Origin of the sequence: Shewanella sp. S23-S33 (assembly GCF_043359565.1) — a bacterium.
GTDB classification, from domain to species: Bacteria; Pseudomonadota; Gammaproteobacteria; order Enterobacterales; family Shewanellaceae; genus Shewanella; species Shewanella oncorhynchi.
This window is the reverse complement of sequence record NZ_JBHFFD010000014.1, coordinates 49,004-62,690: the sequence shown is the minus strand read 5'-3', so window position 1 is coordinate 62,690 and position 13,687 is coordinate 49,004. Positions and strand designations below refer to the sequence as shown.

The 13,687-nt window shown below is 45.9% G+C and carries 9 protein-coding genes and 1 pseudogene; 7 read left to right on the top strand and 3 right to left on the bottom strand.

From position 1 onward, the window contains the following. The 7 genes and pseudogenes from ACHA99_RS03600 (at window position 1) to ACHA99_RS03570 (ending at window position 8,970) form a co-directional block, all read left to right on the top strand. The gene (locus tag ACHA99_RS03600; protein ID WP_393941092.1) at window positions 1–3,222 is read left to right on the top strand and encodes an SNF2-related protein; all 3,222 of its coding nucleotides are present in this window, start codon (window positions 1–3) and stop codon (window positions 3,220–3,222) included. Window positions 3,223–3,272: 50 nt separating this feature from the next. Then, window positions 3,273–4,037 (top strand): phosphatase, encoded by a 765-nt coding sequence (locus ACHA99_RS03595; protein ID WP_393941090.1) that lies wholly within the window; start codon window positions 3,273–3,275, stop codon window positions 4,035–4,037. A gap of 6 nt (window positions 4,038–4,043) precedes the next feature. Beyond that, window positions 4,044–5,166, top strand: a pseudogene (gene rfbD / locus ACHA99_RS03590) (dTDP-4-dehydrorhamnose reductase). A 357-nt stretch (window positions 5,167–5,523) separates the two neighbouring features. Further along, the gene (gene cysQ, locus ACHA99_RS03585; protein ID WP_219250189.1) at window positions 5,524–6,330 is read left to right on the top strand and encodes a 3'(2'),5'-bisphosphate nucleotidase CysQ; all 807 of its coding nucleotides are present in this window, start codon (window positions 5,524–5,526) and stop codon (window positions 6,328–6,330) included. Between the two features lie 61 nt (window positions 6,331–6,391). Further along, entirely contained in the window at window positions 6,392–7,309 is a 918-nt protein-coding gene (gene mak, locus ACHA99_RS03580; protein ID WP_393941088.1) for a fructokinase, read from the top strand. A 218-nt stretch (window positions 7,310–7,527) separates the two neighbouring features. Then, window positions 7,528–8,229, top strand: a complete 702-nt coding sequence (locus tag ACHA99_RS03575) for a YdcF family protein (RefSeq protein WP_393941292.1) — start codon at window positions 7,528–7,530, stop codon at window positions 8,227–8,229. A 57-nt stretch (window positions 8,230–8,286) separates the two neighbouring features. Next, window positions 8,287–8,970: a DUF2982 domain-containing protein gene (locus ACHA99_RS03570; RefSeq protein WP_393941086.1), complete on the top strand. Its 684-nt coding sequence runs from the start codon at window positions 8,287–8,289 to the stop codon at window positions 8,968–8,970. 107 nt (window positions 8,971–9,077) lie between these two features. On the opposite strand, the gene ACHA99_RS03565 is transcribed toward ACHA99_RS03570, so the two are convergent. The 3 genes from ACHA99_RS03565 to ACHA99_RS03555 form a co-directional block, all read right to left on the bottom strand. Beyond that, window positions 9,078–11,375, bottom strand: coding sequence for an OmcA/MtrC family decaheme c-type cytochrome (locus ACHA99_RS03565; RefSeq protein ID WP_393941085.1), 2,298 nt, complete (start codon window positions 11,373–11,375; stop codon window positions 9,078–9,080). A gap of 477 nt (window positions 11,376–11,852) precedes the next feature. Continuing rightward, complete coding sequence (locus tag ACHA99_RS03560) at window positions 11,853–12,827, bottom strand: LysR family transcriptional regulator (RefSeq protein WP_263202061.1); 975 nt, start codon at window positions 12,825–12,827, stop codon at window positions 11,853–11,855. A 318-nt stretch (window positions 12,828–13,145) separates the two neighbouring features. After that, the gene (locus ACHA99_RS03555) at window positions 13,146–13,595 is read right to left on the bottom strand and encodes a polymer-forming cytoskeletal protein (protein ID WP_263206302.1); all 450 of its coding nucleotides are present in this window, start codon (window positions 13,593–13,595) and stop codon (window positions 13,146–13,148) included. Window positions 13,596–13,687 lie beyond the last annotated feature (92 nt).

Genomic DNA, 13,687 nt, shown 5'->3' with positions numbered 1-13,687 from the left:
ATGAATCGCTTGTCCCCCCAAGATCCTATCCAATTGACTCGAACCACTATTGAGTCATTATTCACGCCGCCAACCTTAATGCGCGCCCGTGATTATGTGATGAAAGGACGGGTGTTGAGCGCCAAAGCGAACGCCGATTTTCGTCATATTGAAGGTCGTGTCATGGGGACGGAATCCCAGCCCTATCGGCAGGATATTCGCCTTGTCAGCATGAACCATAAGTTGATCATGAATGGCTTCTGTTCATGTCCCGCCACTGGGCATTGCAAACATATTGCTGCCGTACTTTACAGTTTACTGAGTGATAGAACCGTTGAAGATCAACGTATTGCTCAGTGGTTACATCTGCTAGACGAAAGTGATGATCTCACGGTTTCAAATGTTGATTTACTCTACGACGATCGCGTGCTGTACGTGTTATCTAAAGATGATAACGGTGTGTTTCTTGAGCTAAGAAAAGGCAAGTTAGCGAAGAATGGTGGCTATAACAAAGGCTCGAAAATCGCTTTGTCTGACGTGCAATATTATATGCCCGCTTGGATTGGCGCAGAAGACGTGCTCATCATCAATCTCATCATGTCAACCCGTCGCCATGGTGCCTCGCGTCTGTATCTTAAAGCTCAGTTAGGTGCCATGGCACTGGAAAAAATGCTCGTCACTGGGCGGTGTTTTTGGGAGGAGAGCCGTTTACCGCTCACCCGAGGTGAAGCGAGCAAGCCTGAATTCATTTGGCTAGATAAGGATGCCGAGCATAAACAAATGCAGTTAATGCTGCCCAATAAGGACAATTGGGAGCTGATCCCCTGTGAGCCACCGACTTATATCGATTTAGATTATTTTAAAGTGGGCGCATTGGACACAGAGATCAGTGTTGAAAAGCTGTTATTACTCAGTCAGATGCCGCCAGTGCCTAGCTCGCAGATTGAACTGGTGAGCCACAAACTGATTAAGCATTTTTCGGTGAAAACGGTACCTACGCCTGCTTTGATTGATTTTGTCGAGCTGCAAGTGCCGCTTCAAGTTAGGTTGACCTTAACCTCGCAGGAGTTACCTGAGTTTGCTATGGTGCAGCCATTAGTGCTGCTGGAGTTTATCTATCAAGATGTGGTGCTCGGCGGTCAGTATCCCGACGAGCCCTTGTCCTTAGTCACCCATCAAGGCAAAACCTATCAAGTCGCGCGTCAACTCGATGCGGAAATGGATGCGATTAATCGTCTGATGGCATTGGAACTGGTGGAGCTGGCGCCTTCTTTTATCCCTAACAGTGGCAGCTATGTCAGTATTTGGGGGTTAGGTTCACTGCCTGAAACGATTGATGCTTGGTTGCACTTTATTCAACAGGAAATCCCGGCGCTAGAGGCTTTAGGTTACCAAGTGCATTTTGCCGACAATTTCAGCTTAAATGTCATTGATACTCCGCTGGCGATTGAGCTGGATGATACGCAAGAGGGTTGGTTTTCTCTGTCACTGAATGCTGACATCGATGGTCAAATAGTGCCTATGCTGCCCTTAATTGCCACTTGGCTTAAGCAGTACGGTGAGCCCGCCGATGATGCAGAACTGCTGTTACCCAGCCCAAATGGTGATTGGTTAAAAGTCAAAGCCAGCGTGATTAAGCCGCTGATCAGCATTATTTTAGAACTATTCGATAGCCACAAAGGCAATAGCGTGTCTTTGCCTAAATACCGTGCCCACCTATTAAATGATTTTGCCGACAGTGATATTCGTCTGCTTAATGGTGAACGAGTGCGCAGTTTAGCGACTAAGCTCGAAAATTTTAACGGTGTGTTAGAGGTCGCAGTCCCAGACAACTTACATGCTGAATTACGTCAGTATCAACAGCAAGGGTTGAATTGGCTCTGTTTCTTAAAGGAATATCAGCTTGGCGGTATTTTGGCCGATGATATGGGGCTGGGTAAAACCATTCAAACCTTGGCTTTTTTACTCAAGCAGCAAGAACTAAAATCCACGGTGGCAAGTTGTTCACCGAGTTTAATTATTTGCCCAACGAGCTTGGTGGGTAATTGGGCGAAAGAAGCCGCGAAATTTGCGCCTTCGTTAAAGCTAGTCGTTATTCATGGTGCTTTACGCAAGCCTTTGCTCGAACGCTTAAATGAGTTTGATATTGTGGTGACGACCTATCCGCTGATCGTGCGCGACAGTGACTATTATCAACGGCAGGTGTTTGAACATATCGTGCTGGATGAAGCGCAGCAGATAAAAAATGCGCAGGCGAAAGTGACTCAAGTGATTAAAGATCTTAAAGCGCCGTTTAGATTGTGCCTGTCGGGTACGCCGCTTGAAAATCATTTGGGCGAACTTAAGTCTTTAATGGATTTTTGTTTGCCCGGACTACTCGGCACGAATGCCTTCTTTAACAAATCCTTTAGGCACAAAATTGAACGTTATGGCGATATGGAACAAGCGCAAATCTTGAGTCAACGGATTGCGCCTTTTGTGCTGCGCCGAACCAAAGATGAAGTGGTCGGTGAATTACCCCCTAAAACCGAAATCTCCCAGAGCTTAGAGTTAGAAAAAGATCAGCGAAATCTCTACGAGAGTATTCGACTGGTGATGGAGAAAAAACTGCGGGATTTATTTGCCACTCAAGGCGTTGGTAGCAGTCATATCGAGTTTCTCGATGCCTTACTTAAGTTGCGCCAAGCCTGCTGCGATCCGCGCTTGGTGAAGTTAGAGCAAGCGCAGAAAGTGAAGAATAATGCTAAGTTAGACTGGCTGAAGCAGAACTTGCCCGAGATGGTGCAAGAGGGACGTAAGATATTGATCTTCAGCCAGTTCACTAGCATGCTCAGCTTGATTGAAGCTGAGCTGGTGGACCTGGGGCTCGATTACAGTAAACTCACAGGACAAACTCGCCTGCGCCAAGCGCAGATAGATAAGTTCCAAGAGGGCGATACGCCTGTGTTCTTAATCAGCTTAAAAGCGGGCGGCACTGGGCTCAATCTCACCGCGGCGGATACTGTGATCCACTATGATCCCTGGTGGAATCCGGCGGCGGAAAAACAGGCTACGGATAGAGCCCATCGTATCGGCCAAGATAAGCCCGTGTTTGTCTATAAGCTGATTGCAGAAGGTACAGTCGAAGAAAAAATCCAAGAAATGCAGCAGCATAAGCAAAGTCTGGCGGACAGTATTCTCGAAGGTAAAGGCAAGGGCACATGGCAAGGAAGCGCCGATGAACTGTTATCGCTCTTTAGCTAAATCGTGGCCAGTTTTTCTAAATTGATTGAATCATTTGACTGAGGTGAACCATGCAGTACCAAGTCGACACTCATACCCATACTGTGGCTTCGAGCCATGCTTATAGTACGATTCATGACTACTTAGCGGTGGCAAAGCAGAAGGGGATTCGCCTATTTGCCACCACAGATCATGGGCCTGCGATGGCCGATGCGCCGCATTTTTGGCACTTTGTGAATTTAAGAGTTTTGCCACGTATGGTTGATGGCGTCGGGATTTTGCGGGGTATCGAAGCAAACATCAAAAATATCGACGGCGAGATTGATTTCTTTGGTGATTATTTAAAGCAGCTCGATATTGTGCTCGCAGGATTTCATGAGCCCGTCTATCCTCCGTCAGATAAAGCGACTCACACAGAGGCCATGATTAATGCGATTAAGAGCGGCAAGGTTGATATCATTACTCATCCAGGTAATCCAGCCTATCCGATTGATATTGAAGCCGTTACCCGCGCCGCAGCCGAATACGGTGTGGCGCTCGAAATTAACAATTCCTCCTTTGAAGTTTCCCGTAAGGGCAGCGAAGCCAATTGCACTGCGATTGCCAAAGCGGCCAAGGAATTTGGCACGATTTTAGTTATGGGCTCTGATTCCCACGTGGCTTTTAGCTTAGGCGGTTTTGCGCGGGCGCAAGCGATTATCGATGAAGTGGCTTATCCGCCATCACGATTACTTAATCGTAGTCCTTCAGCACTCTTGGCCTTTTTAGCTGCCCGTGGCCATGAAACCGTTGCTGATTTGATCCCCTTATTCAGTGACGATGAGCCATGCTGTTGATTAGTGATGAAAATAGTGGCAACTAAAGTGACGCCACTTCAATGCGGGGCGGCGAGTGCCACAGACGCTAACACTCCTCAAGTGGTGTTAATCACTGGTGCGAAGAGTCAGCTCGCTCAAGCCTTGCTGAGAGTCGCTGCCGATATTGGTGAGCTAGCCCCAAATACCTGCACAAGTACAAGTACAAGTGCAAACTCAGTCGCACCACTTAAGCTTTATGCGCTAAGTCGTAGTCAGTTAGACATTACCGATGCCGCCAATATTGCTGCCGTGTTTACTCAATATCGACCAAGCTGGGTGATCAATTGTGCGGCCTATAATGCAGTGGATGCATGCTGAGCATGATGCAATTGAAGCGAATGGCGTGAATGCACTCGGCCCTGAGTTATTGGCGCAGCAATGTTGGCTGTCGGGGGCGCGCCTACTGCATGTGTCGAGCGATTATGTGTTTGGTGGTCATGCTGTTTGTGATGTTAGAGAAACTGGCGCTGAGCCGTATCAAAATCCAGACTCAGCTCCAAATCATTTACCAAGGCCATTTGTTGAACTTGATGCTCCCGAGCCGTTGTCTGCTTACGGTACGAGTAAGTTGCTCGGCGAGCAGAAGGTATTGGCGGTTCTGGGCGAGGATGCAACGATTGTGCGTACCTCATGGCTCTACGGTCAAGATGGGCATAATTTTGTCCAAACCATGCTGAACTTGATGCGCACTCAACCAAGATTGCAGGTGATAGTCGATCAAATCGGCTGTCCGACGTGGAGTGATGCACTCGCTAAGGTGATTTGGCAATTAGTCATGCAACAGTGCTCGGGCGTATTTCATTACAGCGCTCAAGGCCAATGCAGTTGGTATGAATTTGCCTGTGAAATCCAGCGACAAGCCCTAGCGCTAAATCTGTTAAGTCTGCCAGTAGTTATCCAGCCGATTACCAGCGCTCACTATGCTAAACAAGCATTAAATCGCGGCGTGAGTTTGGCAAAAAGACCGAGTTATAGCGTGTTGAATAGTGCCAAAGTGCAGTCCACTTTGGCTGTCAATACCGCACTGCCTATGCCTGATAACGTCGTATGGCAAGATTGGCGTCAGCAACTGAATTGCATGTTGCGACGCTATCATGACGACAATTAACATGACTCACATTTGGGTTTAGGCAGTTTTAATCAGGCGTTAAGCGTTTACGTCATCGCAGTGATTAACACTTTCGAAAACAATAAGCTCGCCAATAATCAGATTTAAGCGACGGCTTTAGACTATCAATATGAAAACATGAGCTGTGAATACGAATGCAACTGGACTTAAGCCTCTTCTCAGCGCCAATGGCTTACCTTAGTATCGTAATCACTTTGTTTATCTGTGGTTTTGTGCACCGCGGTTTAAGCTGCGAGTCTTAGTCTATTTTGCTTGATGTATGATGAATTTGTTCTAAATTCCCCTTGGATGACAATGGCATAATGCCAAGATATTTAATGCATTAAGGAAGTTTCAGTGACAGACAAGACGACAATAGCGCAGACATTGACCAAACAAGATCTACTGCAAGTGGTCGCGATTGCCAAAGCCGCAGGCGATGCCATTATGACGGTTTATGGTCAAGATGACTTTTCGGTGAGCCATAAGGGGGACGATAGCCCTGTGACGGCGGCCGATTTAGCCGCGCACCACGTGATAGTGGCAGCATTGGCAAAGCAGTTTGTCGGTATTCCTATTATGTCTGAGGAAGCGGCGGATATCGCGTGGGACGTGCGTCGTCAATGGCAAACCTATTGGTTGATTGATCCTTTAGATGGCACTAAGGAATTTATTAAACGCAATGGCGAGTTTACCGTCAATATTGCGCTTATCCATCAAGGGGTTGCTATCGCAGGTGTAGTATATGCGCCTGTGCTCGATACGTATTATTACGGTGCTAAACATTTAGGTGCGTGGCGCCAACGAACGGGTCAAGAGAGTCCCTTATTGGGGGCCAACACGCCACGCGAAATGCCGATGATTGTCGGCAGTCGCTCGCACTTGAGCCCAGGCTTAGCGCAATATTTACAACAGTTTGGTGAGCATGACATCTTAAGCGTGGGTAGCTCGCTTAAGTTTTGTATGTTGGCTGAAGGCAGTGCCGATCTGTACCCCAGACTTGGCCCAACCAGCGAATGGGATACTGCGGCGGCGCAAGCTGTACTCGAAAGTGCAGGCGGTACAGTTGTCTGTTATGACTCAGGTGAACCATTAACTTATAATCAAAAACCTGACATTTTAAACCCTTACTTTATTGCCACAGCTCCTGGCTGGGTAAAATAACGATTGCCTTGCATCAATCTCACTTGATGAAAGGGCAAGCTAAACACTGGAGTGGTAATTCATGATGCGCATGGGCGTCGATTTAGGTGGAACAAAAATAGAATTAGTCGCACTGAGTGATGAGGGCAATGAGCTATTTCGCAAACGTGTGACGACGCCACGTGACTATCAGGGCACGCTTACTGCGGTGGTTGATTTAGTTAAGGAAGCGGAAGCGACTCTTGGCGAGAAAGGCACTGTCGGCGTGGGTATTCCTGGTGTGGTATCGCCCTATTCAGGTTTAGTCAAAAATGCTAACTCGACGTGGATCAATGGTCAGCCCCTCGATGTACATTTAGGGGAATTGTTGCAGCGTGAAGTGCGGGTTGCCAATGATGCAAACTGTTTTGCGGTATCAGAGGCGGTCGATGGGGCAGCCGCTGGCGCTTCTGTGGTGTTTGGCGTGATTATTGGTACTGGTTGTGGCGCGGGTGTGGCAATTAACGGCAAAGTTCACGGTGGTGGTAATGGTATCGGCGGTGAATGGGGTCATAATCCTTTGCCTTGGATGACTAAGGAAGAGTTCAATACCACCCGATGTTTCTGTGGCAATCCCGATTGTATCGAGACCTTTATTTCAGGTACTGGCTTTGTGCGTGATTATAATGCGGCTTTGACGGCTGCGGGTACAGTGCGCGCTGCTGCCAAATCAGGTGCCGATATTATGTTGTTAGTCGATGAAGGTGACGCCATTGCGGTTGCTGCATTTGATCGTTATATGGATAGACTCGCTCGTTCACTCGCACATGTGATCAATATGCTCGATCCCGATGCCATAGTGTTGGGCGGCGGAATGTCGAATGTCGCGGCGATTTACCCAAGATTACCGGCATTGCTGGTCCATTATGTGGTGGGGCGTGAGTGTCATACGCCTGTGGTGCAGAATCTATACGGTTGTTCATCGGGTGTGCGCGGTGCCGCTTGGTTGTGGGAAAAGTGATCCATTATTGAAGATATAAACTCAACCAGTGAACTCATTACGCTATGAAATCAACGTCTAGTGATATCAGAGTCTTGTAAACAATAGCCCAGTAAAACGCTGGGCTAGCTTTATGTGCGATGTGTTCCCCCTGTATTTTGATGCTATGATTGCGCTCCTTTGGATTGCTTGGCATGGACATCATGTTTTGGGTTAAGAAAGTTGTTTCACAGGGGATGATGCCGATTCCCTTTATCCTATTGTTATTACTAATTTCTTTTCTAGTATGGCGCCGTCGCAGTATGGCGAAATACTTAGTATCCTGCGCTTTTTTTCTCTTACTGTTTTTAAGCAGTCAACTGAGTGTAAATACCTTAGTGCGGCCGTTAGAATCAGCTTACCCGATTAATTCCACGCCCATCACAGGCGCTTGTTTTGTGATGGTATTAGGTTCAGGGCATGCTGATATAGCGGGAGCTACGGCGGTGCAATCCTTATCGGATGTAGCCCTTACAAGGTTAACTGAAGGAATTCGGCAACTTAAGTTGGGTCAAGAGTGTATGTTGATCGTCAGCGGCTGGGGTGGTGAACTCACTCAATTTTCCCATGCTGAAATGATGGCTAAAGCCGCGGTAGAGCTAGGTGTTGATAAAAGCCGAATTATTCAATTTCCACTGGCGCGCGATACGATAGAAGAAGCGCAATACTTAAAGTGGGAGTTAGGGGAGGAGCCCTTTCGCTTAGTCACATCGGCCACTCATATGCCAAGGGCGATGGCTATTTTCGCCACTAAAGGCTTACACCCCGATGCTGCCCCAACGGATTTTATTGGCCGAGATGATTTTTGGTGGCGGTTAACTGCCGATAATTTAGTGGCTTCTCAACGGGCGATTCACGAATACATTGGCCGTTTGTGGTTATGGATAAAGGCCGTAAGTTAAAGGTGTGGTTTGCCAAGTTCAGTCTAAAGATAGTGAGTGTTAACAGGAAGATGAACAATGACAATTGAGTCAGAAATAGTATCTGTGCGTCCTTTATCGAAACGAAATGGGTTAACCTTAACTTGGCTGGGAGGCATAAGTTTGGTGCTGTGTTTGGGACTGTTTCTGACGTGGCCAGCTTTGTTTGCTGTCGGTTTGATGTTTTTTAGTTTAGGCGCTATTTCACTCATTCTCGGTTTAGCCAAGGTATATGAACCGGAAACGACTCTAGCATTAGATGACAAGGGGCTGACCTATTTTCATCGCCGCGGCAAAGTGGCTATCGATTGGGATAATATTCAGCGGGTCGATATTCCGCGGGTGACTAATGGTTTAGATACTATAGAGTTATCTTATTTAGGCATTAAACTGAAACATTTAAATCCCATTCTCGATAATATTTCCCTGCGTCTAGCAACAGGATTATTAACTGAACAGCGACCTTTGCTGGTGACTGCTGCCTCTCAAGATGCAGACTTAGCGACTTTAGAAACTTATCTCGGCGCTGAGTTTGGCCCTTTAGTGATTGAAGGGGATCGTTATCGTGGCGTATTAGCTATGTTTGGGCATCGCTGCGTGATGTTAGATACGCGTTTAGGGTATCACTTGTATATTCCCCATGACAGTTTAGATAGGGAACCTAAGGACTTTATTAAGTTACTTAGACAACGTATTGCACAATGTAGCCGCTCAGCTGGTTAAATCTACAATCTCAATTGAAGATCATCAGCAATAAAAAAGGGGACCCTAGGGTCCCCAATGAGTTGCAGAGATTAAAGTTTGGGTTGTGCAGGGGCAACCCAAAGGTACTAGTGTGCTACCTCTGCGTGTACCTTATCTACACCGTAGGTTTTACCTTCAGCATGACAAGTTGCGCAAGATTCTACTGGTAAGTTAGGATCTGTCATTGCGTCAGCTTCAACCACAGCACCGTTGCTTCTAAAGTGAGCGACAGCCGCTGCATCAGAGTGAGCGTGACAGCTACGGCATGATTCAGCTACTGGGCTAATGTAGTTGCTACCCACTTTGATTGAACGTTTCTCAGAAGCTAAACCACCGTCAGTCGCAAACAGTTTTGCATCATCTTTGTGACATGCAGAACATGCAGTTTCTGGTGATGGATAACCGACTAATTCACCATTAGCATCGCGGAAGATCCCTGCGATAACATCAAAGTTACCACTGTGGAAACGGTGGGCGACGGTGAATAAGTCTTTGTTATTGAAAGTGACTTCTGGATTAATGACTTTGCTACCGTCTTCACCTTTATAAACCACTGTTTTATGGCCTGATGCACCCGTTGTATCGTTGTGACAGTGCATACATTGGTCAAAGGTGTAAGTTCCGTGTCTGGTGCCCTTGATATAATCTAAGGTGCCGTGACAGTCGTTACATTTTGCTTCTTCTACGGTAATACGGGCAGGATCTGTCATTCGAGCTTTAACTACTGCAGTAGTATCTAAACTATAGAATTTAACAGGAGCAGTGTTACCAATTGGATTTGTTGGGCCAAATTCAAGTCCTGTGGCATTACAGCTACTTACTTTACCTGCTTTGATACAGACGTTGGCTTCTGAACTGGCGTAGATAGTACCTACAGCTTGGGCATCGGGAATATCTTTTACGAAGGTTAATACACCATCTGCCAGCGTACCATTTTCAAGCTTAAGAGCGATTGCTGTTGGTTTGACATCTCTCCAAGCATAAACAGTACCATCAGTAGTTACGTTACCCAGTAATAAGCCGTTAGCCACAAACATACCAGTAGGGTTAGTTGTCGCGTTATACACTTTTAAATCGGTTCCGTTAGGAATTGCAGCGCCATTCATGGTCACATTGGCTTTTAATGTCAATGTTTTCATTCCAGGTGTTGCTGAAGTCGCTACTGCAGCACTGGTAAAGTCAACTTTGAATAGGCTTGCATACTCAGCGCGTTTACCGACACTGTGTACAGCTTCAGGTGTTAAGCTACCGCTGCCATGGCAAGATTTACATTGAGTATCATCAGCTTGGGCTAAACCAAATTCTGAATGGTTTTCGCCAGTGGTGAAGTTCACATTGATATGACAACCCACACAAGCTTGTGCATAAATATTGGTGTTATAACTTGGTGCACCATCATGACAAGATTTACATTCTTTCAAATCAGATGGGAAACCAACTTCACCAAAATATTCTTTTGCTTCGCCACTTAAGCTGTCACTGATGTGATGACCTGCGTGGATCCTGTGGATCATGGGAGCAAAATCAAATACCCAACCTTCGGCCAGTTGTGCGTCACTTGGAACGAGATCAGGGTTATGGCAAGTTACGCAGTTTTTAACATCTTGGTAGTTATGGTGGGCTTCAATCTTCGCGATATGGCCGTCTACTTCACCGTGACAGTTTTTACATGCCGCACTAGATACTGTGTCTTTACCCGATACACCTAATTCATCTGTTGCAGGGATAAAATCAACGGGTACAGACAAAATCTTGTCAGATAGGACAACACCAGTACTATCGGCGATGTTGTAAGCACGTAAAAAGACTCTGTGTACTGCGTTTGGATTATCATTTGGATTAATGATTGGCGCTGCGCCACCATAAGTCCAAGTTGCTGTGTAAGTGCCTGGCGTCGCTGTATCTTCGGTTAAAGTACAAGCGTTTTTAGTTCCGTTCAGGCCGTTTAGAGTACAAGTTAACGAAGTGCCAGCGGCATTTGCCGTGGCATTATTTTGCCACTCAATCGGCGCGCCAGTACCTGAGGTGTTTTCATTTGCTGTTAAAGAATAAATTGCAATTTTATCCAGTCCTTTGAATGGGACTACTTTGCCTGCATTTTTACCCGTAACAGTAAATTTAACACTGAAGCCTTCACTGCTGGTCACTTTAATGTCAGCAGGACTTAACGTGAATGCCAGATCTGTAATGGATTGAGCTGTCGTTGCGAAGGAACCCGCAGGGGCTCCGGGTGTACCTGGTGTTCCGGGAGTGCCTGGTGTTCCGGGTGTACCTGGTGTGCCAGGTGCCCCATCTTGACCATCGCTTCCGTCCCCGCAGGCGGTAAGACTTAAGGTACTGACGAGAGCCAGTGCCAGTAGAGATTTATTGTAGTTTTTCATCATCGCGTCCCTTTTTCTATCTATAAGACTGCGTGTGCAGTGCCTCTAATATAGGAGGATTCATCTACTTATAAAGTGGTATTTGCAAATTTGTATCTGATATGTGAACGATGATTTAACACCTGCGAATGGTAATTCTAAACTTTGCATTTTGATATTTTAAATAGTGAAATTAAGCTGCTAGCCTATGATGTGCATCACAATTTCAATCTTTAAACTTAGGCCGAAATGATGAATTCATTTTCGGTTAAGCAAAATGAACGATGTTAAGAGAGCCTAAATCTTAAGTCGTTATCTTAAGGTTTTGAGCGCAAAAGCAATGGGATAAGAGGGCGAGGATTGGGGGAAGATATGGCATTTTAAAGTGATTTAATTGTGCCTTGGATAAATAGAAGCCATAGCCCAGTAAACCCACTTAACCCACTTAACATCCATGACGTAAGCTAGGTTGATGAACTTAGTGTGTAATCTATTTTTGTATTAGTGTGCTGGTTCGAGTGCGGCAAGTAAGGAGCGCACGACGAGATCACACTGGCTTTGGCTGTAACGCCGATGAACTGCAGGTTTCTCAATCAGATAATAATGTGGCGCCATCATAGTTTCGTGGAGTCTATTAAGCTCTGTGTCGCTAAGGCGCTCGAGATGTAATCCGGGCATATGTTTAACTGTGTGCATATCAATGCTGGAACAGAAAGCCACACTCTTCATGGTTAATAGATGGGCATACCATTCCTCCCTGTCTATCACTTTCTCTACTGTAGGCAGTAAGATACCTTGGCGCTGGCAAAATAATTCTAAGGGATCGATTTTACTGTTAAAGCCCTTGAGTTCTTGAAATAGAAACGGATGGCGACAAATTTGCTCTAAGGTAATATTCGTCTCAACGTCCCAAAGTGGGTGTTGCTTGGCTGCAACGATATAAATGCCATTGATTGAGCCAAGTTTGGTGTAACTTAATTCTTTATTTTCAGCACTTTCAAACGTAATCCCAAAATCAAGCGCACCTGCGTGGATCAACTCAGCGCTATTTTCCTGCCATTTATGTAAGCGTATTTGTCCTAGCTTTTGGGCAAGTTCAGGAGTACTTAACTGAGGCGCTAAAAAGCTTAGCAGGCCATTACAAGCAGCGATATGCAGCGGTAAGTCGGCATTGATGGCCGCATTTTGTATCTGGATTGCAGATTGTTCGAGGTGATAAACCGATTCAGTAAACTGGCAAATAGCAACGTAGAGACTTTCTGCTAAAGGTGTCGGTTTAAGCCCCTGTTGACGACGATAAAATAGTTCATCGTTAAAGGTTAGGCGTAATGCATTGAGGCAGCGGCTTATTTTGGGTGCAGAAACATCTAGCGCTTTGGCCGCGCTATTTGCGTGTCCAGTGTCGAAAATACTTTTAAATACAAGCAAGGTAAAAACATCGAGTTCACAGATCTGTTTTAGTAATAAGTTGCTCATTTTGTATTTTGCCCTGTATGAGTCTTAAATGTTTTTGCGGCGCTATTAGGGGAGTTCTGTGTCCTTGCGATTACCCGAACCACCGCGATCAAATATCATGGATACTAACTGCCAAGATTAACATTCAGCATGCGGATTAACTGTGATCCCTCTCGGCAAAATAACAATTATTTAACCATTGTAAAGGGGAGAGTTGGGGAGAGTTAGATGAGTAGGCGCTATGTTTAACATCAGGCGGAAAGGAATGATTGAGCTAAAAGAGTGAGTCAAAGTCTGCTCACCTAAGGCGGCGAGCAAACGATAGTGATGCATTTAGGATTAGCGAGATTCTATGACGTCGTTTTGCACGGACGGTAAGTTGAGTGGATCTGCTGTTGGTGTATGGCCTATTGTATGGGAATAAATGGTTGGTGCATCTTCTTTAATCCGCATCCCGATAAATTGGCCACCCTCAAGGATTTGCATTGAGGTACTTGCCACTTCGCCGTCGACAACACCATTACGTTGGATCACTAAACGCTCACAAATGAGTCTGCCTTTGAAGTGCCCATCGACGATAAATTCATGGCACTTTACTTCACCTTGAATTATACCGCCTTGTTCTATGGTGATATTGGCCTCAGAAAGCAGCTGACCTTGGATATCACCGCCAACAAGCACGTCGCCTGTTAATTCGATATTTCCCGTGAGTTTAGTGCCTCGAGCAATAAAGCTAAAAGAGGTACTTTTTTTAGGCGGGAAAAACAGTTTTTTTACAAACATCATCATAAATTAACTTAATTCGAGAAGGGATTAACTGAGTTCAACAGAGGCGCGATACTAGCTTAAAATCCAGGAGAAGCACAGCTCGGCATGTGTTA

Bases quoted from the DNA above. Each gene is read 5' to 3' on its own strand.
- ACHA99_RS03600 (WP_393941092.1), top strand. From the start codon at position 1: ATGAATCGCTTGTCCCCCCAAGATCCTATCCAATTGACTCGAACCACT.
- ACHA99_RS03595 (WP_393941090.1), top strand. From the start codon at position 3,273: ATGCAGTACCAAGTCGACACTCATACCCATACTGTGGCTTCGAGCCAT.
- mak (WP_393941088.1), top strand. From the start codon at position 6,392: ATGATGCGCATGGGCGTCGATTTAGGTGGAACAAAAATAGAATTAGTC.
- ACHA99_RS03575 (WP_393941292.1), top strand. From the start codon at position 7,528: ATGCCGATTCCCTTTATCCTATTGTTATTACTAATTTCTTTTCTAGTA.
- ACHA99_RS03570 (WP_393941086.1), top strand. From the start codon at position 8,287: ATGACAATTGAGTCAGAAATAGTATCTGTGCGTCCTTTATCGAAACGA.
- ACHA99_RS03565 (WP_393941085.1), bottom strand. From the start codon at position 11,375: ATGATGAAAAACTACAATAAATCTCTACTGGCACTGGCTCTCGTCAGT.
- ACHA99_RS03560 (WP_263202061.1), bottom strand. From the start codon at position 12,827: ATGAGCAACTTATTACTAAAACAGATCTGTGAACTCGATGTTTTTACC.
- ACHA99_RS03555 (WP_263206302.1), bottom strand. From the start codon at position 13,595: ATGATGATGTTTGTAAAAAAACTGTTTTTCCCGCCTAAAAAAAGTACC.